The sequence below is a fragment of the Pseudoalteromonas sp. NZS11 genome (genome assembly GCF_015864765.1).
GTDB lineage: Bacteria > Pseudomonadota > Gammaproteobacteria > Enterobacterales > Alteromonadaceae > Pseudoalteromonas > Pseudoalteromonas arctica.
The window spans coordinates 719,329-743,021 of record NZ_JADYWP010000001.1 but is presented as its reverse complement, the minus strand read 5'-3'; the positions used below and the strand labels follow the sequence as shown (position 1 = coordinate 743,021).

Sequence of the window (23,693 nt, the reverse complement as noted above, 5' to 3'; positions counted from 1 at the left end):
TCCAATTACAAACTATAAACCAGTTAAGGCTTAATATCCATCGCAACACCTTGAAAATAAATGCCTTAAAACATCTTTATAAATATTAATTTATTGAGTGTTATCAATCAGTTTTTATACTTTTAAAAATAAACGGCAAAAAATTGACAAGCTCTATAAACAAAAAGCGGCAAACAAATAATGTTTACCGCTTCTAAAATGTGTTCAGCGCTATTAACTATTACATGTAATTAGCAATAAGCTCTTCTGCAATTTGAATACTGTTAGTTGCAGCACCTTTGCGAGTGTTATCACTTACAACCCACATGTTTAATCCATGAGGATGAGAAATATCAGCACGTAATCGGCCTATATAAACAGTATCATTACCACTAGCGTCAGACACTGCTGTAGGGTAATCACCTTCATCATCAATTAGCTCGACACCAGGCGCGTCTTTTAAAAGTTGCTTAACGTGTTCAAAGTCATAAGGCATGCGCGTTTCAATATTAATTGATTCTGAGTGACCAAAAAACACGGGAACACGTACACATGTAGGATTTACTGCAATAGTGGTATCACCCAAAATTTTATGAGTTTCATTTACCATTTTCATTTCTTCGCGTGTATAGCCATTATCCTCAAAGCTATCAATTTGAGGAATAACGTTAAATGCAATTTGCTTTGGAAATACTTTATTATCCATAGGGCGTGCATTCATCAAGTTAGCTGTTTGCTTTGCAAGTTCATCAACCGCTTCTTTACCTGCGCCCGATACAGCTTGGTAAGTAGATACGTTAATACGGTCTATTCCGTAAGCATCATAAATTGGTTTAAGTGCTAACATCATCTGAATAGTTGAACAGTTAGGGTTAGCAATAATATTACGATTCCTAAAATCAGCTAGACTTGAAGCATTAACTTCTGGCACCACTAGTGGGATTTCAAAATCATTTCTAAAGTGCGATGTATTATCGATTACAATACAGCCGGCATCAGCAGCAATAGGAGCATATTTTTCAGATACACTACCACCAGCAGAAAACAAACCTATATGCGCTTGGCTAAAATCAAAGCCTTCAACGTCAAGTACTTCAATGGTCTCACCACGAAACTTTATGTCTTCACCTGCGCTGCGGCTGCTCGCAAGTAAAAAAAGCTGATCTACAGGAAACTTACGATCTGCTAGCGTTTCAATGATTTGACGGCCTACTAAACCAGTAGCGCCAAGTACGGCAACGTTATATTTTTGCGACATATTTCTTCCTCTATAAACGACATTAAAACAACATCGTTAGTTAAATAATTATTTAGCTATGCTAAAGCCAAGTTGACTAAGTGCTGCTAGTTGTGGGCTATCACCTTGTAGGAATAAGGTGCTAAATTCTCGCCTTACCGGATAGTTTTTACGTAAACTATCAAAGCCCTCACCTTCTAAATGACGAAGTAAAATTCCGTCATCGCGGCGTACGTCATAAATTAAATGCACCAAACGGGCAATATCTTGCTCGCTAAGGCTTTGCGTAACAGTTGCATGTGTAATAGCAGGTATTGGTAAAAAATCATCCAACGATTTACTCACCTCTACACCTTTTAGGTCACACAATTTTTGATACAACATTTGTGTACCTCGTGCTTTCCCCTCAAGTGTATGCCCTGCGATATGCACACTGGCATAACGCACATGCTCTAGTAATTCAGTTAGAATATTGGGCTCTTTTTCCCATACATCAAGTACTATATCTAAATCAGCCCCAGCTTCCATTACCTCAAGCAATGCTTGATTATCAATTACGTCGCCTCGGCTTGCATTAATTAGCGTGGTTCCTGGCTTAAGTGCTTTTAATCGCTCTTTATTCATCATGTGCAGCGTTTTGTGCTCGCCACTTTTAATAAGTGGAACATGAAAAGTAACAACATCTGATTGCGCTAATAACTCATCAAGCGCTACATGCTCTTGTAGTAAGCCCTGTTCGTGCTTAATTGGATCGCATAACAGTAAGTCGACATTTAATGCTTTTAATTTTTGCGACAAACACGTGCCAATGTTACCCATTCCTACAATACCAATTGTTTGACCACACAATGGGCGCGCATTTTCTTGGCTTAATGCAAATAAACTACTAATTACATATTCAGCTACAGCAACGGCATTACAACCAGGAGCACTGGTAAAAGCAATATTTCTGTCATGTAGTAATTGCGTATCAATATGGTCAATGCCAATTGTGGCAGTGCCCACAAAGCTCAGCTTGTTAGCTTGTGCCAATAGTTCATGATTAACATTAGTCACTGAACGAGTAAGGAGTACATCTACATTTATTAATTGTTCAGGCGTTAATTTACGACCATCAAAACGCTCAACCTCACCAAAGTCTGCAAAGTACTGCTCAACTAAAGGCATATTTTGATCGGCAAGAATTTTCATCACTGAGTCCGTTTGGCAATTAAGTGGCGCCATTGTAACGAACAACCAAGCCTTTACACAAACTAAAAAGGCGCATTTTAGCTGATACAAATACTTAAAAGTGGTTATGTTGATTGTTTTAAATCAGCAATTTAAATTAGGGATTTAAATTATGCGGATAATAATTTTACTATTGAATATATAAAGGCCGAATCACAGCATGATTCGGCCTTTATTATGAAAAATAAACTTCAATTACATTGAATTTTATTTACTTGATTTTAGTTTATAGCTCAAAATCTTTTTTGAGTTTCAAACCAAATTCACTGCGGTCATTACTACGCATTACACCAACAAAACCTGATTGTTGTAGGCGACCAACATCGTAAACTTCGTTTAGAACGTTTTCACCATACAGTGTAACTTCCATATCGCCATATGGATTAGTGTACGAAATATTAAAACCAACTAGTTCACGAGAATCAATGGTCTCACTTTGGTTGTAAACTGATTGACCTTGCATTTCACTGCGATACGAATAATTAGCATTAAACGCAAGTGTTGCGCCACTCTCTAAATCCATAAAGTAAGAAGGTGCAACCATGACAGTCCAGCGTGGCGTCAGTGCTGGTGAATCGCCTTTACCTATGCCTTGTACACCCTCAGCCACTTCTGTTATTTCAGAATCTAAATAACCAACTGCACTACGAATAGTAAAGTCATCGGTAATAGCAACGGTTGTTTCAAGCTCAATACCTTGCGCTTTAGATTGACCTGCATTTTCTACAATTGTTACAAAGCCACCACCCGCTGTTGGATCTGAAAACGGCAATGCTAAATCGGTGTAATCAGTCACAAATACCGCAAGCATCATAGATACATTTTCGTGTACTTGGCCTTTTAAGCCCATTTCGTAGTTAATCGCTTTTGTTTCGTCAAACGATACAAATTGATCTGGTCCACCAAATGGACGCGGTGGAAAACCACCTGTTTGATAGCCTTTTTGAATCTGGCCATAAACATTCATATTATTGCTAAGCTGATAAGATGCATTTACATCCCACGTAACTGCATCAAAATCTGCACTTACATATTTACGAGTTGGAAATGATGGGAATATAGCATTTGCATCTTTCTTATCTTTTGAATAACGAAGGCCACCACCAACCGTTAAATCGTCAGTTAAATCGTAGCTGGCATTTATATATGCTGCATACGAATTAGTTTCTTGGTTAATTTCAAATTCGCCGTAACCGCCAAATGATTCTGTTACACCATCATTCAACAAGCCATTAGGTGTATTAAATGGGCTAAATACAAACGGGCCTGAACGTGTAAAGCCATCTTCATTAAAAAAGTAAAGACCAGATACAAAGTCCATATTATCGAATGTTGCATTTAGCTGAACTTCAAATGAGTACTGATCAGCACCGCCCTCCTCTGGAAACTCAGACAAGTTTAAAGGTGATGCATCATCATCTAGGCCACCTTCATACTCAGATGTACGGTAGCTTGAGATAAACTTAGTGGTATAAGTATCGTTAATTGCCCAGTCGGCTGAAAACGATGTGCCCCAACCTGAGTAAGAGGTAGATTCAATACCCGCAACAGTTGTGCCTAAATCATCAGGGTCTGATGGAATTAAATCTTGAGTCAATAATGGGAAGTCGCCATTAAACACATCATTTGAGTCTAGTGGGTCTGTCAATTCAATAGTATAAGGCGATTGGCCAGATTCGTTATCAACACCATCTAAAGAAAAAGTGAATGCTAAGTCGGTATTTGCTTGCCATTTAAGTGCAACACGACCACTAAATTCTTCTTCTTCACCAATTTCTTTTTCTGGGTTTGCTAAATTAACAGCTTCGCCCACACCATCACGTGTTTTATACGATGCACTTGCAGACATACTTACATCATCTGTTAGTGAGTTATTAAAATAAACATCACCGGCAATACGTCCACGACTTCCCAGCTTAGCTGTAGTAGTAACAATACCTTCATCACCAGGTTGCTTTGTAATTACATTTACAGCGCCACCTAATGTATTACGGCCATATAAAGTACCTTGTGGGCCACGAAGCACTTCAACACGCTCAACATTAGGTAATGATAAGTTAGAACCCATTTGGCGACCTAAGTACACACCATCAAGATACACACCCACACCCGGATCGGTAGTTATTATGTGATCTTGCAAACCTATACCACGGATAAATACAGACGCATGCGCAGAATTGCCTACGCCATAGCGGGTAATATTTAAATTTGGAACATATTTACCAATATCTTCTAGGTTACTCATATTGGCTTTATCAATTAGGTTAGCGCCAATTGAAGTGATAGCGGTTGGAGATTCAAACAGGCTCTCTGTACGTTTACGAGCTGTTACTTCTATCTTTTCAAAAGCATCTTGTTTAGCTGTTGTTTTAGTTTCTTCGGCGTTTACAGAGGTAGTGAGTGCAGCAAAAATTGCTAGACTTAATTGTGAGAGGTTACGTAATTTCAAAATATTCTCCAAAGGATACCGTGTGATTTAGTTATGCATTTATACTTAAGAGTATAAATTTCAGGCATAAAAAAAGATGCGTAATGCATCTTTCCTCTGGATGGGCATTATATGACAGAATTGTGAAGAAATGTATAAATTATTTAAATAAATGTATAAAGAATAAAAGCAATTTAGGCATTGTTAGCTTTAGATGGATTATCATAAATAAAGAACATTAATATCAACCTCACTAAAAAGCTGTTTTAAAACAAAAAACCGCATAAATACAATTTTAAAAAGCACATAAAACGTACTTTACACATGTACTTTAGTGTATAAAAAAAGAGCTACAACACATTCCCCTATCATTGAAATTAACTAAAAATAAGAATATAGTACTAAAATGTAGTCTATGGATAGAATATTATGAATATTGAAAACACAGCTGATAAAAGCCTCAAATGCTTCACAAATCCAAATTACACTTCACTTTTTTGTGTTGCAGCTGACTTCAACGTTTTACTTGTTAATTATCAAGCTTTAAACGTCATTACCAATTATGAACTTATTAATCAATTCATGCTAAAAAATGGTCACCAAGGACTGGTAATTTTTGATGTCCCAAAAGACTGCGATGTACTAGCATTAAAAGAGTGGCCAAATTTAAAAGGATTGTTTTACGAAGGTACTGACGAAGTACTACTTCAACAAGGATTAGAAGCCATTGAACAAGGAAAGTTATGGTTCCCTCGTGCAGTAACCGATGATTGGATGAGGCAAATGCTAGCGAGTGAACAACAAACTACTCTGCAATCAAACAACTTAACCTGCAAGGAAATGAAAGTATTAAACTTATTATTTTCTGGCTTACATTCAAGTGCAATTGCCGACACTTTATTTATAAGTGAAGCTACTGTTCGCGTCCACCTACACAAGGTTTACCAAAAAATTGCTGTAAAAAATAAGCAACAAGCATTACTTTGGTGTCAAAAAAACTTAAATAAGATCAATAGTTAAGCGAGCTTATTTGAAACCTTATTGTATCTACTCGACTTTGACTCTGAATTATTATTTCAACTGAAAGCATAAAGTCAAAGTTGGACCCACTTAAATACCCTATACAACCAGCAACTTTCTTTTCTTAAACAGCACTCTGGAAGTGCCTTTCATGTCGAGTCAATATCAAAAATCCACTTTTTCGAACTTAATACTGCAAATAAAAATTATACTTTTCTCCTTACTATTTATTAATACCTGAAATAATTACAAGGTATTGATATTACTTATTGTATAAAGCAGTGGCCCGGCCCACAAACTTTCAGATCTCCAGCAAATACTGGGCCAGGCCCTAGAGTAGTAATTACTGATAACGAAGGCCACCACTTTCAGAATGCATTGACTCTCCATAGGTGAATTTCAATTAATCACTAGTTTTATACTCACGAGGTCATCTGATAGAACTGCAAAGTATTATTTTGTGTAATGGAGACACTAAATAGCGAGATATAACCTATCAAAAGACTTACTTCATCGTAACTGTATGCATTCATTGCAAAGCAACATAATAAAAACCAAGTTAGCTTCTTCATCCGCGCCATTTCCTTTGAACAACCTCGCTAAGACAAATTTAATCCTATACTAAAACTTCCGTTTAGAAAGTTGCCATTTGCTTATAGCTAACTTTACTTATTAATAATTTCGACTATATATTTACATAAAATATAAACATTTAAACCAAGTAACTTGTGTGAAATACATAGAGTTAAGTAATAGCAACTTTATGTAGCAGTAAATACAACTCTGATGGCTTACAGATAAAATTATAAAAATAAGTTACAGGTGGCATATTTTTATACCCGAAGACAGGACTAAACATTTTTAAACACAAACATTCGCACCTGATTAATTTAAAAAACAAAATAATATTGACTAAAAATTAAATAAAAACCTTAAACCATTCTGTTCATTAGATAAATACTCGTTATGCACTTATACTAATAAAGAAATCAACATTTAAATAACAAATAGGAACAACATATGAAAAAGCTATCTGTAGCAGTGGCTGTATGTGCAGTTTTAGCATCTAGCTATGCTAGTGCTGAGGTAAGAATTAATGGTTTTGCATCAATTGTCGGTGGTAAAAGTCTGGATAGTGACAGTACTTTGTACGGCTATGATGACGATATCTCTTTTAAAAATGAGAGTAAATTCGCTTTACAATTATCTGCAGACCTACATGAAAAGCTAACAGCTACGGCTCAAATTATTGCGCGTGGAGAGGATGACTTTGACGCTACATTCGAATGGGCATACGTTACTTATGAATACAGCGATGAACTGCAATTTAGCGCTGGTAAAATGCGTGTTCCTTTTTACAAGTATTCTGATTTCTTGGATGTAGGTTATGCTTATCGCTGGGTACGTCCGCCAAAATCAGTATACGGTATCCCATTTTCAACTTATGAAGGAGTTAGTGTAGTTTACAGCTCTCAATTGGGTGATTGGGATTCTACGCTTCAAGGCTTTTATGGTGCATTCGATGGTGATATTGACGTATTTGGAACAGAATTACCTGCTGAATTAAATAATTTAGGCGGTATAAACTGGAGTCTATCATACGACTGGTTCAGTGCGCGAGCTGCATACATTGTAGCCGACACTAGCATTTCATCAGAGGATAGCGGCCTAATTGGTCTCGTAAGTGTATTGTCTGATAGTGGCTTAACTAATACTGCGAATGACCTAATCACTGAAGAAGATAAAACGAGCTTCGTTGGCGTTGGTTTTTCTGTTGATTATGAAAACTTTTTGTTTGATGCCGAATATACGCAATTTGAGGTTGAAGACAGTATACTACCAGAACAGTCACAGTATTACGCATCAGTTGGTTACCGTATTGACAGTGTAATTGTTCATTTTACTTATGAAGATAATGATGACAAACATGACTCATCACGTTTTAATACCATTGAGTCAATACCAACCTTAAATTCAGCTGTAAATGGTGCTCTTGAAGGTCTTCGTGCACAAAGTAACGTATACACAATTGGTGCACGTTATGATTTTCATCCTTCAGCTGCTTTCAAGATCGACTTTAGTCGTTTTGAAGATGACATAACTGATACAGAGACGGATGTTGTAGCTGTTGGTGTAGATCTTGTCTTTTAATTGGAGCTTATGATGAAAAAATTAATTTTAGTAAGTGCACTTTCATTGTGCTCAATTAATGTATTTGCAGAAGTTGCTGTGATTATTAATCCAAGCAATGCTAGCTCTGTAGATGCTGACACAATAAAAAAGATTTATCTGGGAAAAAGTAAGTCATTTAGTAATGGCGATAAAGTTAATCCTATAAATCAAGACGGTACATCTGTAGCTGATGAATTTAACGACAAAGTAGTGGGTAAGTCTAGCAGTCAGTTAAATGCATATTGGTCAAAGCTTGTATTTACAGGTAAAGGTACCCCGCCTGAAAAACTAACATCTGACCAAGCTGTTATTGATTTTGTTGCAGCTAATGGAAATGCAATTGGCTATGTTGATAGCGCTAAAGTGACCGATAAAGTAAAAGTTATTGCGACCTTTTAGCAGTGAAATTGATATAAAAAACCACCCAGAGGTTAATACAGATAGGTTGAGAAATATTTAACTAATCGATAAACCGGCCTTCGGGTTCCTTTATGAAGGCTTCTGAATTTATTCAGAGGCCTTTTTTTTGCAACCCACTACAACACTTTCTCTAGCCAATAGCTACGCACCCAATTCAGAAGACTTCTGTCAACTGAGTGTTACGACGTGTGCAATTAATATTATTAACTTAATTCAGACTATGTTTATTGAGAACTCAGGGAGCATCCCTAAATAAATAGAGCAATAGTAAGCTAAAGTAGAGCATCACATATTACTAATAAAGCGAGAGTGGACATATACTAGGTATGTCAAACCAGATATCCAAACAAAAAAGCCAGTCAGCGGTTAACTAACTGGCATCAACCCTAGGGTAGATTTTTATACTGGCTCAGTACTAAGCTTTACTCGATTCTAAACTTAGCGGTTGCATCTAATAGGTTATCAGATAGGTAATGTAGGTTTTTGGCTACGTCGCGTACAGCAAGTAGTGAGTCCATAGTATCTTCGAACGATACATGCATATTTGACACATTATCTACTACCATAGCTGCAACGGATGTTTGTTCTTCAGTTGCTGCTGCTATTTGCGAATTCATACCATTAATTTCTAACATTTGCTCTGCGATTTTCTCTATTGAAATACCTGTTTTTTCTGCGGCTGTAGCATTATCTGTTGCCATATCACGTGCTGAAGTCATAGCAGCAACAGATTCATTTGCGGCAGTCGTTAATGATCCCAATAGTTCACGTATTTCATTAGTAGAATGTGCAGTGCGAGAAGCCAGTTCACGAACCTCATCTGCCACTACAGCAAAGCCTCTTCCATGTTCACCTGCTCGTGCAGCTTCAATAGCAGCATTAAGAGCAAGTAAGTTTGTCTGATCTGCAATAGACGTAATTACATTCAAAATCTGCGATACATTTTTTGTATCGTCCGCAAGCTTATTAATAGTCCCTGCAGCTCGATTAATTTCATCACTGAGCGTACGAGAAGCGGTAACTGACATCTGTACTTGTGTACGACTTTGTTCAACTTCTTTCTCGGCCGTTTCAGCTGCGTGAGAAGCGTTAGCTGCAGATTCTGATATATCACCAACACTCTGCTTCATTTCTTCCATAGATTGCTTAACAATTTCAGCATCTGTGGTTTGCTTTGTTGTAGCACGCTCAGCTTGTTCCATACCTTGAACTAGTCGTGTTGAGTTTTCCATTAAAGGCTCACATACAGCAATAACTTCAAGAACTGTTTCTCTTAGTAAAGAAATAAATGCGTTAAAATTAATAGAGACTTGGCCAATTTCGTCTTCTGAGTTAACAGATAGCTGTGTGCTTAAAGAACCATTGCCGCTTGCTAATAAACTAAGGTTGTTAGCTGCATCACTCGCAGATGAACCTATATTCTTAGCAATCCAAATAGCCATAAACAATAATAAAATTAATGAAATAATGGATACAGCTAACATTAGAGTTAATGCTTCATCAGAGCGCGCTTTAGTGTTGGCAACCAGTTCAAAAAAACGATTATCCGCTTTTTGTTGAGCGCCTTTAAAACTTTCTAAGACAGATCCATATAAACTTGTTTTAAGCTGCGCTTGTTGCTGAATCTTACTAAAATCAGCAGTACCGTTAATCATACCTGTAGCAATACTTGAGGATATTTTTTCATAATCTGACAACTCATTAATAATATCGTTATTAATGTAGGAGTTATTAAGTTGCGTTATTAAGGTAATATTAGACTCTAAAGTTTGATATACCTCGTCTGCTTTAACTATAAGATCTTGCTCACCAAACGTAACCGCTTGGGTATAAAGTTCATCAAGTTTTTCTAAAAGCCCTACGTTTTGCGACGTTATTTTTACAACCTTATACGATGAGTTACTCATTTCATCGAGAGAAACCTTATTATCATTCATAGCTAAATAGTTTATCAATACGATCACTATGAAAGCCACTACCGCAATGCATGTTATTGCATGTATTTTTTTTGTTATGCTTAGGTTTTGAAAAGAGAAGCCTGAAGCCATACTGTGCTACCTTATTTTATTGTCTATATCTATTATCGGCTTGATATCTATAAGTGTGAGCTAAATTTGTAATATTTCTAGTTTTTTCTAACAAATAGAAGAATTATTTAACAATAAACACACATCGCTCATAAAACGATCACAATAAATTACAGATACAAAAAAACCAGTAACATCACTGCTACTGGTTTCTAAATTTGGTGCGGATGGGGGGACTTGAACCCCCATGCCCTAAAGCACCACCCCCTCAAGGTGGCGTGTCTACCAATTCCACCACATCCGCATTTTTTAAGCTTTCGCTTAATTGTTAAACATGTGATTTATTTGAGGACTATAAATCGTTTAACGATAGCTTTACGCTAAATTAGTTTGGTACGTCAGAGCTTTGCTCTTTAGTAGATGTTACTGGAACATCTTCTTCAACAGGAACTACTGTTTCTACTGCTGGAGCTGCTTCTAGGTTTTCCCATTCGTCAGTCTTTTTAATTTGACCAGCAGTTAGGTTTCCTAACACAATGCTTAATACAAAAAATACCGTTGCTAAGCTTGTGGTTGTTTTTGTCATAAAGTTACCTGCACCTGACGAACCAAAAACTGTGCCTGATGCACCAGCGCCAAATGAAGAACCCATATCTGCGCCTTTACCTTGTTGAATTAAAACCATTCCAACTAGAGCCAAAGCCACAACTAAATAAACTACTAATAAAATTTCGTACATCTTATACAGTCCCTTTTGCACTGTTACAGATTGCAGTAAAAGATTCTGCTTTTAGACTTGCGCCGCCAATTAAGCCGCCATCTATATCTGTTTGTGCAAATAATAATTCGCTATTTTTTTCATTAACGCTACCACCATATAAGATGGTAAGCCCTTGTGCTAAATTGCTATCAAGTGATGCAATTTTGTCACGGATAAATTTATGAACAGTTTGTGCCTGCTCTGGCGATGCAGTCTTACCTGTGCCTATGGCCCAAACGGGCTCGTATGCTATCACAGAATCTTTCAGTGCTGCTACACCTAATTTCTCTATTACTGCATCAATTTGTGCAGCAACTACTTGTTCGGTTTGGCCGTTTTCTTGCTCACTTTCGCTCTCGCCTACACATAATATTGGTGTTAACCCAACTTGCTGTGCTCTAGCAAACTTTTCAGCGACTGTTGCATTACTTTCGTTATAAATACTGCGGCGTTCAGAATGACCAACGAGTACGTAAGTTGCACCTAAATCTTTTATAAGCTGCGCATCAACTTCACCAGTAAATGCGCCAGGTGTATTTTCAGAAACAGTTTGAGCTCCTGTAGAAACACCGCTAGCTACCATTGCTGGTACAAGTGGGAATGGAGGAAATAAAACAATGTCCATCTCTTGTGATTTTACATCGTTAATAGCGTCAGACATTTGTTTAACTAACTCTAAAGAGCCATTCATTTTCCAGTTGCCTGCGACCATCGCCTTGCGTATTGCCATTATCCACTCCACATTAGAAAGCGGGCGAGATATTAACTTTTCTCGCCCAAAGTTACAAGAGATTATTGTTATTAATCAGTTTGTTTGCTCATAGATTCTACAACAGCTGCAATTTTTTGAGCGCTGTCTATTACAATCTTTTCTTGCTCGGCTTCAACCATAACACGAACCACAGGTTCAGTGCCTGACTTACGCAGTAAAACACGGCCTTTATCGCCTAAAGCAAGCTCTACTTCTGCTACAGCTGAAAGCACTTCTGGTGCTTTTGTCGGGTCAGTTCCAGCTGTATAACGCACGTTAATCATCTTCATTGGATACTTGGTAAAACCAGCGCCTAAGTCTTGCAATGTACGATTTTGTGCAACCATAGCAGCAAGTACTTGTAAGCTTGAAATAATACCATCACCCGTGCTAATTAAGTCTAGATTCAGTACATGACCTGAGCTTTCACCGCCAATTTTCCAGCCTTTTTGCTGTAGTAATTCCATAACATAGCGATCACCCACTTTACTGCGAGCAAACTCGATACCTTTTGCTTTTAAAGCGTTTTCAAGGCCCATGTTAGACATAACAGTACCAACTACACCACCACCCAAATTATCATCTTGGGCTGCTTGGCAAGCAATAATATAAACCAGATCATCACCATCAAAAACACGGCCATTATGATCAACCATCATCACGCGGTCACCATCACCATCGTATGCAATACCTACGTCGGCTTTAAGTTCAAGCACTTTACGTTTAAGGGTATCTACGTGAGTAGCGCCACATTCATGGTTGATATTAACGCCGTTAGGCTCACACGCATGTGTTATTACTTCTGCGCCAAGTTCACGCATAACAGAAGGTGCAATATGATAAGTAGCGCCATTTGCGCAATCGACAACAATCTTAAGACCTTCTAAAGACAGGCCTTGCGGGAATTGGCTCTTACAAAACTCTATATAGCGGCCATCCGCACTGACTAAACGCGATGCTTTGCCTAATTTATCTGAAGCAACACATGTCATTTGCTCATCAAGCATCGCTTCAATTTCAAGTTCTACTGCATCATCAAGCTTTAAGCCTTGACCATTGAAAAACTTAATACCGTTATCGTAATACGGATTATGTGAGGCACTAATTACAATACCTGCCTCAGCACGAAATGTTTGCGCTAAATAAGCAACGGCCGGTGTAGGCATAGGACCCAATAATACAACATCAATACCAGCAGCAATTAAACCAGCCTCAAGTGCGGTTTCAAGCATATAGCCCGAAATACGCGTATCTTTACCAATAATTACTTTTTTAGTACCACTTTGCGATAATACACGCCCAGCAGCCCAGCCTAGCTTCATTGCAAATTCAGGGTTTATTGGAGCAGCGCCTACAAGTCCACGCACGCCATCGGTGCCAAAATATTTTCTTTCTTTCATTGTGAAATTCCTTGTTCGCAGGCTTGATATACACCAAGTACATCTGCGGTTTCTTTTACGTCATGTACACGAATAATTTTTGCGCCATTTTGCGCTGCGATTAACGCACCCGCTAAGCTGCCCGCTAACCGTTCATTTGTATTTCTGTTTAATAAATTACCTATCATCGATTTACGAGATAATCCGGCCAATAATGGCAAACCTAATTTATTAAAATCGTCAAACTTAGCCAATATTTGATAGTTATGACTAAGCGTTTTTCCAAATCCAAAACCTGGGTCTAGAATAAGTCGTTCAAACTTAATCCCAGCTGTTTCACATGCTTTAATACGCTCACTAAAAAACATACTTATATCTGCAAACAAATTATCGTAATGAGGTGACGATTGCATACTGCGGGGCTGCCCTTGCATATGCATTAAACAAATTGCTACATCTTCATACTGCGCAACCGTTTCTAAGGCGTCTATTTCTTGTAAAGCTCTAACATCATTGACTATATCTGCCCCTGCAAGTATTGCTTGTTCCATTACCTGTGCTTTACTGGTATCAATTGAAATAACGCAATCACTGTGCTGACGTATCGCTTTAATAGCGGGGATTACTCGAGCAAGTTCATCTTCTAAGCTAACATCTGGCGCGCCTGGGCGAGTAGATTCTCCCCCTATATCTAAAATTGTCGCACCGTCATCTAATAATTGCATTGCGCGTTTTAGCGCTATTTTAGGATCTAAAAACTGCCCACCATCAGAAAATGAATCCGGCGTTACATTTAATATTCCCATAATAACGGGCTTTTCAAGATTAAGCGTACGCCCTCTCGGAAGCTTTAATATGTTAGTCATTGCCAACCTTTATTCTTTTTCTAAATAGCTGATACAAAAAAGCCCCGAAGTTCGGGGCTTTCATTACTATTTTAACGATTATTCAGCTTTGTCATCAAGGTTTGTTTCATCTTTTTTTGATGAATCATCAGTCTTTTGATTTTCATCAGCAACTGGTTCTTGAGGTTCTTCCGCTTTTACCGGTTTAGCTTCATGACGGTCATGTGCATCACGCGGTTCACGAACTGGTTGGCGTGCCATTAAATCATCAATTTGTTTAGCATCAATAGTTTCGTATTTCATTAACGCATCTTTCATTGAGTGAAGAATATCAATGTTTTCTTTTAATATTTCTTCTGCTCTTTGATAGTTACGATCTGAAAGTAATCGAACCTCTGCATCAATTACTTTTGCCGTGTCGTCCGACATGCTAGATGAACGACTACCGCCACCACCCATATACATTTCGTTCTGATCTTCAGCGTAAAGTAACGGGCCTAGTTTTTCACTTAAACCCCAATGTGTAACCATTTTACGCGCTATATCTGTAGCTCGTTCAATGTCATTACTTGCACCCGTTGTTACTTTATCTGCACCGTAAATAAGCGCTTCAGCAATACGGCCACCATAAAGGCTAGAAATCATTGATTCTAAAAGCTCTTTTGAATGACTAACACGATCCTGCTCAGGTAAATACATTGTTACACCCAGCGCACGGCCACGTGGAATAATAGATACTTTATAAACTGGATCATGTTCTGGCACCATACGACCAACAATTGCATGGCCAGCTTCATGGTACGCTGTCATTGCTTTTTCTTGCTCGCTCATCACCATGGTCTTGCGCTCTGCGCCCATCATGATTTTATCTTTAGCAGCATCAAATTCAGCCATACTTACAACACGTTTATTACCACGTGCTGCATAAAGTGCAGCTTCGTTTACTAAGTTTGCTAAATCCGCGCCAGAGAAACCTGGAGTACCACGTGCTATAAGAGCAGCTTCTACGTTATCGCCTAATGGCACTTTACGCATGTGTACTTTAAGTATTTGCTCACGACCACGAATATCAGGTAAACCTACTTCAACTTGACGGTCAAAACGACCTGGACGAAGTAATGCAGGGTCTAATACATCTGGTCGGTTAGTTGCTGCGATAACGATAATACCTTCATTACCACCAAAACCATCCATTTCTACTAGCATTTGGTTAAGCGTTTGCTCACGTTCGTCGTTACCGCCGCCCATACCGGCACCACGTTTACGACCAACAGCGTCAATCTCATCTATGAAGATAATACAAGGCGCCGCTTTTTTAGCTTGCTCAAACATGTCACGTACACGTGACGCACCAACACCCACAAACATTTCAACAAAATCTGAACCAGAAATTGTAAAAAATGGTACTTTAGCTTCACCAGCAACAGCCTTCGCAAGTAACGTTTTACCGGTACCTGGAGGACCAACCATTAGTACACCTTTAGGAATACTACCGCCAAGTTTTTGAAACTTAGAAGGATCTCGTAAAAAGTCTACCAGCTCAGTAACATCTTCTTTTGCTTCATCACAACCTGCAACATCAGCAAACGTTGTTTTAATTTGATCTTCACTCATTAAGCGAGCTTTACTCTTACCAAATGACATAGCGCCTTTACCGCCGCCGCCTTGCATTTGACGCATGAAGAATATCCATACACCTATAAGCAGTATCATCGGGAACCAAGAAATAAATATACTTGCTAAGAATGATTGTTCTTCAGGTTGTACACCCTTCACATTTACATCATTTTTAAGTAAATCATTTATTAAGTCTTCATCGTACATTGGCATCGTTGTTTGAAAACGCTCACCACTGCTCTTAGTACCAGTAATATTTCCTGTACCGCGGTCGATAATAACTTCTTGTAAAGAGCCACTGCGGACATCTTTTACAAATTGAGTGTAACTTGTTTGACGATCAACTTGCTCGCCGCCATTAAAGCTCTGAAAGACTGACATCAGCACAACTGCAATCACCAGCCATAGTATTAAATTTTTCGCCATATCGCTCAAGGGGTTAACCTCTTGTATCCAATTAATTTAAATTCAACTAAACGCCAAGCAACTGTACTACAGTTTGTATCCAGTCGCTACTATATATACTTCCCGAGAACGGGCACGTGAGGCATCAGGTTTGCGTATTTTCACTGCTTTAAAACTATTACGTACATCTTGCAAGTATTGATCAAAGCCTTCTCCTTGGAAAACTTTAACAATAAATGCGCCATTTTTCTTTAGTACTTGACTACACATATCCAGCGCAAGTTCTACCAAATACATACTACCCGCTTGATCTACTGAGTTATTGCCACTCATATTTGGTGCCATGTCAGAGAGTACCACATCAACATTTTTACCATCAATACGTTTTAACAACGCATTTAATACAGCCTCCTCACGAAAGTCACCTTGTAAGAAGTCAACACCCGCAAGTGAATCCATCGGCAATATATCACACGCGATCACTTGGCCTTTGTCACCTACTTTTTCAGCCAAATATTGAGACCAACTTCCTGGAGCCGCCCCTAAATCAACAACTGTCATACCTGGACGAAGTATTTTATCTCTATTTTGTACTTCATCTAATTTAAAAACCGCTCGGGAACGCCAGCCTTTTTTTTGCGCTTCTTGAACATATTTATCATCAAAATGTTCTTTCAGCCATCGCTGTGAACTGGCTGACTGTTTTTTATTTGTCATAAATTAACACGCAACTAATTAGTAATATTCTCTAGATGGCGTTAGAATACCCTTAATTCAAGCCATATTCAGCAAAATTTGTATAAACATGACATTATCAAACAAACAAAAGCAGTTTTTAAAAGGTCAGGCACATAGCCTTAAGCCTGTAGTTTTACTAGGTTCTAACGGTTTAACCGAGGGCGTAGTAGTAGAAATTCAAAGTGCATTAGAAATTCACGAATTAATCAAAGTTAAAGTTCCAACTGACGATCGTGAAACAAAAGCATTAATTTTTGAAGCAATCGTACGTGAAACTGGTGCGACTAAGCTACAAACGATAGGTCACACTATTGTGCTTTATCGTCAAAGCGTTGAGAAAAAAATACATTTACCTCGTAACTAATTATTCCTGTTAAAGGATTTAGTGCGTTTAAATTGAAAAACCAGCTTAATGCTGGTTTTTTATTATTTAACGTTTTAAATCAAAAACTCATTTTATGATGGGTTACATCATATTCACTACCATTACTACTGGGCTTCTTATTCAATATAAAGTACTGAGTAAATTGTGTTTCACTCATTGCTGGCACTTTTTCATTCGAAAGTAGCTCGGCTAGTTGCGATGTTGTATTACTGTGCCCAATAACAACAACTACACCTTTTAGTTTTAGTAACTCATTTTTTAAATCACTTAGCTCACCTGCGTTATACACATTTACGTCGGTATTAAAATATGCCTGCAAAGGGGCCGCTGTTTGTAACGTGCGTTTATAGTTGCTGCTGAAAATATGTATATTTTGATACTCTTTGAAAAAAGTAACTAAATTATTTGCACGTGCCTTTCCCACCTCTGAGAGCGCTGGATTTTTACCCGTTAACTTTTCGCTATGACGAAACAAATATATCTCATCAGGTGCTGCAAACACTAAACTACAATTGAATGACATGACTAAAAAAGTGATTGCTAATATTATTTTATTATTCATATTTTTTTACCTCGTTTGTATTCTAATAGCCTGTCGATAAATTCAGTCGTTAGCTCATTGATTACACCGGTTTCAGCATTAACTATTAAGCTAAAACCAATATTTAAGTGAGGAAATACAACCACATCACTTCTATAACCTTGCACCCAGCCACTATGATAGTAAAGTGTTTCATCAGCATAGTTATAAACGCGCCAACCTAACCCATAATAAGCTTCATTAAGGTGTTTTTTCCACACCCTGCGATGCATTTCTTTTTTTGTATGTGTATAAGGGCGTGTTTGTTTTGCTAGAGTATCCAATGACAAAATATCAGGATATTGGCCCAGCTGCGCTCTTAACCAAATAGCCATATCACTTGCGCTAGCGTTCACACCAGCTGCAGGTCCCACTTTATAATAATTTTTTTTAAGCTTAGCGCTATACCAGCGTTTTTTACCCCGCACATGAGGTAGAGCATAATTATTGTCATGCACCATTTGTTCAAAACCTAAGCTCGCATCACTCATTTTTAATGGCTCAAAAATAGCTTCTCGTAACCACTGTCCGTAACTTTTTTCGGTGTTTTGTAATATCACATCGCCTATAAGACTAAACATAACGTTTTGATAGCCATAACATTCGCCGGGTTTGCAAATTGGTTTGACGCTAAGCAGCTTTTCAACAATACCTGGGTAATCCATACGAGATTCAATTAAATTGTCGTATGCATTAGGAACTAATCCACTTGAATGACTTAAAAGATGAAACACCTTTAAATCATCTTGATAAACAGTCCCTTTAAAATCAGTTATGTATTCGCTAACAGGCTTATCTAATTCCAGTAGGCCGTTAGCAGCCAATTTAGCTGATAACGAGCCTGCAAATGTCTTCGAAACAGACGCGAGTCTAAACCGAGTATGCTTATTAACTTTTTGTCCATTTCGTGATTTAGTTACGCCCATGGTGTGGATGTAGTCTGAATTGTTTATATTTACAATCGAAAGCGCTGCACCGGGTATACCTTTACTTTTTAATTTTTTTTGTGCGTAACGGCCGTACTTTTTTACAAATGCATCCCAATCAGGATCCGCTTTTGCTGCAAAACCCACAGAACTAAACAGCAAACACAAAGCAGATAGGCAATACGATAAAGAGTTGAGATACTTCATTTTTTATAAAATTTATCTTTTTAACTACATCTGCGCAGATAATATCATGAAGTTTTGTTTGTACTAACGTACAATACGACGATTATTTGGTTTTAAGCGAGTGTTTAGTACTTATGCGTTTTTTAGTTGTGTCACTTTTTATTTTATTATCAACTGGTTGTGCTATTACAAAGCAACCGGCCGAACCACTGGCTATGCCATTAAAGCCAACATTAAAAAGTCAGACCTATCAACTTGAGTACACTACAGAGCACTCATCTCCAAAAGTTAAATCGGTTCAACTTCCTGCGCATAAAGTAGTTAGAAACCAAACAGTAAAAATCATTACCGATAAGGCAAGCGTAACCGATAAACTTCTATCGCAAATTAGCCAAGCACTGAACGATAAACAGCTAAAAGTAACAACTAAAAACAACAGTGACTACACACTGACTATTCAGCAACTCGATTTAACTTTCACAGACGATACTAAGTACGCAATAAAGCAACCAGAGAAGCCATTTACTTTATATTCAAATGTTGCCCAGCAATACCCAACACAGCAGTGCGCTGCAATATTTGCACAAGTTAGTATGCGTCTCACACACAAGTCATCGGGTGATGTTGTTTGGTTTGCTAAATCTTCAATCGACAGCGCAAGTTTTCATCGTGAACCACTAATTTACAATTTCACTGAAGAGCAAAAAATCACAAATGAGCTTGAGGTTGTCGCTTTTATTCATCAGCAAAACACTGACGAGGCCCGTATTGAAAGACTTGGCAAAGATATTCAAATCCCTCAGTACAAAACGTTGTCAAAACTATCTAGCCTTACCAAACTTAGCGGTCCATGTAACAGAACAGAAGTAAGTGCATTAACACCTATGATGCAGTTTTACTTGAGTAGTATATTAATCGATAAAATTAAAGTTCAGTAAATTAGGGTCTGTTGATCTTTACGGATTAAAATTTGTTCTTCCTAGGGGCTATTTAATCGCGGCGCGAGATTTGTAACCTAGTGGGCTAAGTCAAAACCGAGCAACAAAGAGTAAATAGCCCCTAGGAAGAACCCTTTGGGCAGCGCCTGTTTGGCATTAATGCTACGTTATCGCCCATTTATGGGGAATAGCCACACTGCATAGGCTCTGCCTTACCTAAATACCAAACAGACTGCTGCAAATTTAACCTTGAAAGATCAACAGACCTAACACTTACTACATTTTTTTACAGATTAAAGGAACGAATTAACAATATACTACGCTTAATAACAAATAATAATTAGGCCCTAAGGGATGAGAAACGCTTTGCTTAACCATACTTTACTGAGCATAACACTGCTTTTTTGCTGCATTTTTAGCACGTCGAGTATGGCAAGTAACCGCTATTATGCAGATAATACGTTAGAGCCAACCCAAGGCTTTGCGTGGGATTGGAGTGCTGGTGCGGGCTTTTATATTGAAGATTCTTACCTTGTCGGCATTGAGTCTTACGATAAAGGCGTTGAGCTCGACTTAAGTCTTGCTGTTTCCTACGATAAATTTTACCTTGATTTCGATCACAATCAACTCAGTGGCGGCCTTGTAATAGGCTACAGTCTTATAGATAAATTTGATTGGGGCCTAGATATATTAGGCACAAATACTCAAGCTGGATTTGACGAAAAAGGCCTCGGATTCTATAACCATGGTGTTATAAAAGAACTCCAAGGTATAAAAAAACGTAATTACGACTTTGACGTCGGCCTTCGACTTTCTCGTCGATTTGAAAATTCTCAATTCTCTTTTGAATACCTTCATGATGTATCTGGCGCGCACAATGGCTGGGTTATAAACAGCTTTTTTAGTCACATTTTACCATGGCGAAACTGGGAGTTTAGATCTGGTGTTGGTTTAAGCGCCTACTCTGCTGACTTTACCAATTATTACTTTGGTATTGATAGCGATGAAGCCACCAGCCTTCGCCCGGTTTATAGCAGCAATGCCAGTACTAGTATTATTTTTGAGTTCCATGCTGAGTACCCAATAAGCCAAGATTGGGTGTTTTTATCCGGCTGGCTTACCACATGGTTTTCAAAAGAGATTGACGACAGTCCAATTATTTCCCAAGGATATCAACACAAAGCCAAGGTAGGCCTACGTTATGTATTTTAGATGGATCTGTGTATTACTGATCTTCCCCAGTACTTTTACTGTTAAAGCTCAGGAACCTCCTGAAGCACTTATAGCAGTTCCCGACACCTGCGTTGCATTGCGCGAAGGGCGAAATTGCTATGCTGACGTAACGCTAACGTGGGAGCAACCTATCATTGGTAATTACTGCCTACGTGACGCCACCTCAAAGTACATAATGCAATGTTGGCTCAAGCAACAGAGCGGTACCTTTAATTATGCATTTGATTCACAGCAAAGTATTTCATTTGAACTATTTGACAGCAATACCTCTAAAATAATTAGTATTGCCGAAGTAAAGCTTCAATGGGTATATCAAAACAGGCAAAAAAAGCGCCGCTGGCGACTATTTTAATACCAATCGCATTAAGGATATTTTCATGGATAACTATGGCACTATTTTACTCGTTGAAGACGATGTATCACTTGCTCAATGGGTTGCTGAATATTTAACAGAGCAAGGCTACACAACGCATGTTTGTCACAGAGGTGACGAAGTAATTAGCCAAGTCAAAACGTTAAATCCAAATATCGTGCTTCTTGATATTATGCTTCCAGGACAAGATGGTATAAGCGTGTGTAGAGAACTTCGTAGTTTTTATAATTCGCCCATTATAATGCTCACCGCACGCGATGAAGAAATGGATGAGGTCATTGGTCTAGAAGTAGGTGCAAGCGACTACATAATGAAACCTGTGCGCCCTCGTGCATTGCTAGCGCGTATAAAAGCAGCCCTTCGCCAAAATAATGAGCCAAATACCCCACACGTTAACGAGAGTGTTATTAATGTTGGTGCGCTTAGTATTGATACCGAATCTAGAAATGTAAAACTCAACAAGCAAGACGTAAACATATCAAGTGCTGAGTATTTACTGCTTCATTACCTTGCGAGCAATGCAGGCCAAGTGGTCTCGCGTGACGCTGTATTTAAAGCAACCAAAGGCAGAGAATACGATGGGCTTGATAGAAGTGTTGATGTACTTATTTCTGCACTTCGTAAAAAGTTTAATGATGATCCACAAAACCCTGAAAAAATTAAAACTATTTGGGGCCGTGGATATTTACTTGTTTCTACTGCGTGGTAATAAAGTGATGAATAAATAAATGAAAAAGTTTTATATATCGCTTTTAGGCAGTGCACTTTTATCTATTGTGGTATTGGGCTGGCTTATTGATGCTTTTAGTCAACAAGCGCATACCCCACAGGATGAATTTAGTCAGCAAAGTAAAATGATCATGGGTTTTAGCAAGCAGTTAGCTAACATACCCACATCTGAGCGCAGCGATTATGTAAAACAACTGGCGCTAGAGTTTGATGTTTTAATTGATTACAAACCTAATGAATCACTTGCTTTACCGCCTTCTTTATTATTACAAATGCACACGCCGGGTGGGCTAATTTTAGAAGATCAGCAAGGCTTTTATATGCTTTATAGCAGCGCTGTTTTAAATCCTTTTCACTTATCAATGCGTTTAGATAAAATTTTTGATAGCGAGCAACATAACGACATTATATTAACCTTACTCTTTTACGCAGGCCTATGTGTATTTATGGGGTTTATTATTGCGCCCTTAGCTAAACGATTAACCGTGTTAAATGAAGCCGCTAAAAAGTTTGCCTCAGGTAATGTTCAAGCCCGAATAAAAGTATCGCATTTTACTTACATAAAAGACGTAGAGCTTACCTTTAACCGCATGGCCAGCCAAATAGAGAAGCTTGTCGCTGAAAATAAACTAATGGCCTCAAGTTTATCTCATGATATACGCACCCCTATCGCGTGCCTGCGATTTGGTTTAGATGCGGCATTAGATAGCCATGATGAGCAAAAAGTAAAACAGTATTTAACCCGTATGGAAAATGATTTAGACCATATGGAATCGATGCTTAGTAGCTATTTAGCATTTGCTACTTTAGAGCAAAATGCTAATAAGCTGACCTATTCATCAACAAACATTAAGTCCTACCTTGAAGATATTTTAGTGCAACTTGCACCAAAACTTGAAATGCAAATGCTCAACGTACAACTCAATAGTACCGATAAAATAATAAATGCAGATCTTCACTGGCTTGCTCGCGCAATTACTAATTTATTAACTAACGCATGTGATTTTGCAAGCCAACATATTTACTTAAGCGCAAAGTTACACGAGCAACAGCTTATAATAACAGTAGAAGATGACGGCCCGGGTATCGCTCGAGAAAATTTTAGTAATGTATTTAGCCCATTTTTTAGGGAAGAAGATCACCGTAACAGAGCTGATAAAAGTTACGGCCTTGGTCTAGCTATTGTTGAAAAAGTAGCCGACTGGCATCATGGCAGTGTTAAAGTAAGTAAAAGTACCCAGCTAGGTGGTGCGTGTTTTACTCTCACTATTGCACAGCATCATAATTCGTAAAGCAATAGTTACAGACTGTAATTAACAATTATTAAACAAAATC

Annotated in this window: 21 protein-coding genes and 1 tRNA gene; 9 read left to right on the top strand and 13 right to left on the bottom strand. The window is 38.2% G+C overall.

Going from position 1 to position 23,693, the window contains the following annotated elements:
- Positions 1–220: 220 nt before the first annotated feature.
- The 3 genes from I6E82_RS03285 to I6E82_RS03275 form a co-directional block, all read right to left on the bottom strand.
- Complete coding sequence (locus I6E82_RS03285; protein WP_007586655.1) at positions 221–1,237, bottom strand: aspartate-semialdehyde dehydrogenase; 1,017 nt, start codon at positions 1,235–1,237, stop codon at positions 221–223.
- A gap of 48 nt (positions 1,238–1,285) precedes the next feature.
- Positions 1,286–2,407 carry a 4-phosphoerythronate dehydrogenase gene (locus I6E82_RS03280; RefSeq protein WP_197116704.1) on the bottom strand — a complete coding sequence of 374 codons (1,122 nt, stop codon included), beginning with the start codon at positions 2,405–2,407 and terminating at the stop codon, positions 1,286–1,288.
- Positions 2,408–2,672: 265 nt separating this feature from the next.
- Entirely contained in the window at positions 2,673–4,895 is a 2,223-nt protein-coding gene (locus I6E82_RS03275; protein WP_197116703.1) for a TonB-dependent receptor, read from the bottom strand.
- 408 nt (positions 4,896–5,303) lie between these two features.
- Here I6E82_RS03275 and I6E82_RS03270 point away from each other — a divergent pair, with 408 nt between their 5' ends.
- From I6E82_RS03270 to I6E82_RS03260, 3 genes are all read left to right on the top strand, one after another.
- Entirely contained in the window at positions 5,304–5,894 is a 591-nt protein-coding gene (locus I6E82_RS03270; RefSeq protein ID WP_165721603.1) for a LuxR C-terminal-related transcriptional regulator, read from the top strand.
- A gap of 1,020 nt (positions 5,895–6,914) precedes the next feature.
- Positions 6,915–8,045 carry a porin gene (locus I6E82_RS03265; RefSeq protein ID WP_197110997.1) on the top strand — a complete coding sequence of 377 codons (1,131 nt, stop codon included), beginning with the start codon at positions 6,915–6,917 and terminating at the stop codon, positions 8,043–8,045.
- Positions 8,046–8,057: 12 nt separating this feature from the next.
- The gene (locus I6E82_RS03260; RefSeq protein ID WP_024590963.1) at positions 8,058–8,465 is read left to right on the top strand and encodes a phosphate ABC transporter substrate-binding protein; all 408 of its coding nucleotides are present in this window, start codon (positions 8,058–8,060) and stop codon (positions 8,463–8,465) included.
- Between the two features lie 443 nt (positions 8,466–8,908).
- Here the strand turns inward: I6E82_RS03260 and I6E82_RS03255 are convergent, their stop codons facing one another.
- From I6E82_RS03255 to rlmE, 8 genes are all read right to left on the bottom strand, one after another.
- Complete coding sequence (locus I6E82_RS03255; protein WP_197116702.1) at positions 8,909–10,534, bottom strand: methyl-accepting chemotaxis protein; 1,626 nt, start codon at positions 10,532–10,534, stop codon at positions 8,909–8,911.
- 198 nt (positions 10,535–10,732) lie between these two features.
- A tRNA-Leu gene (locus tag I6E82_RS03250) sits at positions 10,733–10,817 on the bottom strand.
- Between the two features lie 81 nt (positions 10,818–10,898).
- Positions 10,899–11,252 carry a preprotein translocase subunit SecG gene (gene secG, locus I6E82_RS03245; protein ID WP_002962769.1) on the bottom strand — a complete coding sequence of 118 codons (354 nt, stop codon included), beginning with the start codon at positions 11,250–11,252 and terminating at the stop codon, positions 10,899–10,901.
- A 1-nt stretch (position 11,253) separates the two neighbouring features.
- Positions 11,254–12,003, bottom strand: coding sequence for a triose-phosphate isomerase (gene tpiA / locus I6E82_RS03240; RefSeq protein WP_007586641.1), 750 nt, complete (start codon positions 12,001–12,003; stop codon positions 11,254–11,256).
- A 71-nt stretch (positions 12,004–12,074) separates the two neighbouring features.
- Positions 12,075–13,424: a phosphoglucosamine mutase gene (gene glmM, locus I6E82_RS03235; RefSeq protein WP_007586638.1), complete on the bottom strand. Its 1,350-nt coding sequence runs from the start codon at positions 13,422–13,424 to the stop codon at positions 12,075–12,077.
- The gene (gene folP / locus I6E82_RS03230; protein ID WP_010553862.1) at positions 13,421–14,269 is read right to left on the bottom strand and encodes a dihydropteroate synthase; all 849 of its coding nucleotides are present in this window, start codon (positions 14,267–14,269) and stop codon (positions 13,421–13,423) included. The genes glmM and folP overlap by 4 nt, the downstream gene beginning before the upstream one ends.
- A gap of 78 nt (positions 14,270–14,347) precedes the next feature.
- Positions 14,348–16,291, bottom strand: a complete 1,944-nt coding sequence (gene ftsH / locus I6E82_RS03225) for an ATP-dependent zinc metalloprotease FtsH (RefSeq protein WP_231609128.1) — start codon at positions 16,289–16,291, stop codon at positions 14,348–14,350.
- A gap of 66 nt (positions 16,292–16,357) precedes the next feature.
- Complete coding sequence (gene rlmE / locus I6E82_RS03220; RefSeq protein ID WP_007586629.1) at positions 16,358–16,987, bottom strand: 23S rRNA (uridine(2552)-2'-O)-methyltransferase RlmE; 630 nt, start codon at positions 16,985–16,987, stop codon at positions 16,358–16,360.
- Between the two features lie 88 nt (positions 16,988–17,075).
- Between rlmE and yhbY the strand changes: the two genes are divergently transcribed.
- On the top strand, positions 17,076–17,372 hold the full coding sequence (gene yhbY / locus I6E82_RS03215; protein WP_002963153.1) for a ribosome assembly RNA-binding protein YhbY: 297 nt from the start codon (positions 17,076–17,078) through the stop codon (positions 17,370–17,372).
- Positions 17,373–17,451: 79 nt separating this feature from the next.
- Here yhbY and I6E82_RS03210 read toward each other — a convergent pair whose 3' ends face one another.
- Positions 17,452–17,955: a SixA phosphatase family protein gene (locus I6E82_RS03210; protein ID WP_197116700.1), complete on the bottom strand. Its 504-nt coding sequence runs from the start codon at positions 17,953–17,955 to the stop codon at positions 17,452–17,454.
- Positions 17,952–19,106, bottom strand: a complete 1,155-nt coding sequence (locus I6E82_RS03205; RefSeq protein WP_197116698.1) for a serine hydrolase domain-containing protein — start codon at positions 19,104–19,106, stop codon at positions 17,952–17,954. Before I6E82_RS03205 ends, I6E82_RS03210 begins: the two co-directional genes overlap by 4 nt.
- A 113-nt stretch (positions 19,107–19,219) precedes the next feature.
- Here I6E82_RS03205 and I6E82_RS03200 point away from each other — a divergent pair, with 113 nt between their 5' ends.
- The 5 genes from I6E82_RS03200 (at position 19,220) to I6E82_RS03180 (ending at position 23,650) form a co-directional block, all read left to right on the top strand.
- Entirely contained in the window at positions 19,220–20,023 is an 804-nt protein-coding gene (locus tag I6E82_RS03200; RefSeq protein ID WP_007586622.1) for a hypothetical protein, read from the top strand.
- A 429-nt stretch (positions 20,024–20,452) separates the two neighbouring features.
- Positions 20,453–21,235: a MipA/OmpV family protein gene (locus I6E82_RS03195; RefSeq protein ID WP_007586620.1), complete on the top strand. Its 783-nt coding sequence runs from the start codon at positions 20,453–20,455 to the stop codon at positions 21,233–21,235.
- Complete coding sequence (locus tag I6E82_RS03190; RefSeq protein WP_007586617.1) at positions 21,225–21,608, top strand: DUF3019 domain-containing protein; 384 nt, start codon at positions 21,225–21,227, stop codon at positions 21,606–21,608. Before I6E82_RS03195 ends, I6E82_RS03190 begins: the two co-directional genes overlap by 11 nt.
- A gap of 25 nt (positions 21,609–21,633) precedes the next feature.
- Positions 21,634–22,338 carry a response regulator transcription factor gene (locus I6E82_RS03185; RefSeq protein ID WP_101216200.1) on the top strand — a complete coding sequence of 235 codons (705 nt, stop codon included), beginning with the start codon at positions 21,634–21,636 and terminating at the stop codon, positions 22,336–22,338.
- 19 nt (positions 22,339–22,357) lie between these two features.
- Positions 22,358–23,650, top strand: a complete 1,293-nt coding sequence (locus I6E82_RS03180) for a sensor histidine kinase (RefSeq protein ID WP_007586613.1) — start codon at positions 22,358–22,360, stop codon at positions 23,648–23,650.
- The last annotated feature ends 43 nt before the right edge of the window (positions 23,651–23,693 follow it).

Excerpts from the sequence above, each read along its gene's own strand:
- I6E82_RS03285 (WP_007586655.1), bottom strand. The coding sequence starts at position 1,237 with ATGTCGCAAAAATATAACGTTGCCGTACTTGGCGCTACTGGTTTAGTA.
- I6E82_RS03280 (WP_197116704.1), bottom strand. The coding sequence starts at position 2,407 with ATGAAAATTCTTGCCGATCAAAATATGCCTTTAGTTGAGCAGTACTTT.
- I6E82_RS03270 (WP_165721603.1), top strand. The coding sequence starts at position 5,304 with ATGAATATTGAAAACACAGCTGATAAAAGCCTCAAATGCTTCACAAAT.
- I6E82_RS03265 (WP_197110997.1), top strand. The coding sequence starts at position 6,915 with ATGAAAAAGCTATCTGTAGCAGTGGCTGTATGTGCAGTTTTAGCATCT.
- I6E82_RS03260 (WP_024590963.1), top strand. The coding sequence starts at position 8,058 with ATGAAAAAATTAATTTTAGTAAGTGCACTTTCATTGTGCTCAATTAAT.
- I6E82_RS03255 (WP_197116702.1), bottom strand. The coding sequence starts at position 10,534 with ATGGCTTCAGGCTTCTCTTTTCAAAACCTAAGCATAACAAAAAAAATA.
- secG (WP_002962769.1), bottom strand. The coding sequence starts at position 11,252 with ATGTACGAAATTTTATTAGTAGTTTATTTAGTTGTGGCTTTGGCTCTA.
- tpiA (WP_007586641.1), bottom strand. The coding sequence starts at position 12,003 with ATGGCAATACGCAAGGCGATGGTCGCAGGCAACTGGAAAATGAATGGC.
- glmM (WP_007586638.1), bottom strand. The coding sequence starts at position 13,424 with ATGAAAGAAAGAAAATATTTTGGCACCGATGGCGTGCGTGGACTTGTA.
- folP (WP_010553862.1), bottom strand. The coding sequence starts at position 14,269 with ATGACTAACATATTAAAGCTTCCGAGAGGGCGTACGCTTAATCTTGAA.
- ftsH (WP_231609128.1), bottom strand. The coding sequence starts at position 16,291 with ATGGCGAAAAATTTAATACTATGGCTGGTGATTGCAGTTGTGCTGATG.
- rlmE (WP_007586629.1), bottom strand. The coding sequence starts at position 16,987 with ATGACAAATAAAAAACAGTCAGCCAGTTCACAGCGATGGCTGAAAGAA.
- yhbY (WP_002963153.1), top strand. The coding sequence starts at position 17,076 with ATGACATTATCAAACAAACAAAAGCAGTTTTTAAAAGGTCAGGCACAT.
- I6E82_RS03210 (WP_197116700.1), bottom strand. The coding sequence starts at position 17,955 with ATGAATAATAAAATAATATTAGCAATCACTTTTTTAGTCATGTCATTC.
- I6E82_RS03205 (WP_197116698.1), bottom strand. The coding sequence starts at position 19,106 with ATGAAGTATCTCAACTCTTTATCGTATTGCCTATCTGCTTTGTGTTTG.
- I6E82_RS03200 (WP_007586622.1), top strand. The coding sequence starts at position 19,220 with ATGCGTTTTTTAGTTGTGTCACTTTTTATTTTATTATCAACTGGTTGT.
- I6E82_RS03195 (WP_007586620.1), top strand. The coding sequence starts at position 20,453 with ATGGCAAGTAACCGCTATTATGCAGATAATACGTTAGAGCCAACCCAA.
- I6E82_RS03190 (WP_007586617.1), top strand. The coding sequence starts at position 21,225 with ATGTATTTTAGATGGATCTGTGTATTACTGATCTTCCCCAGTACTTTT.
- I6E82_RS03185 (WP_101216200.1), top strand. The coding sequence starts at position 21,634 with ATGGATAACTATGGCACTATTTTACTCGTTGAAGACGATGTATCACTT.
- I6E82_RS03180 (WP_007586613.1), top strand. The coding sequence starts at position 22,358 with ATGAAAAAGTTTTATATATCGCTTTTAGGCAGTGCACTTTTATCTATT.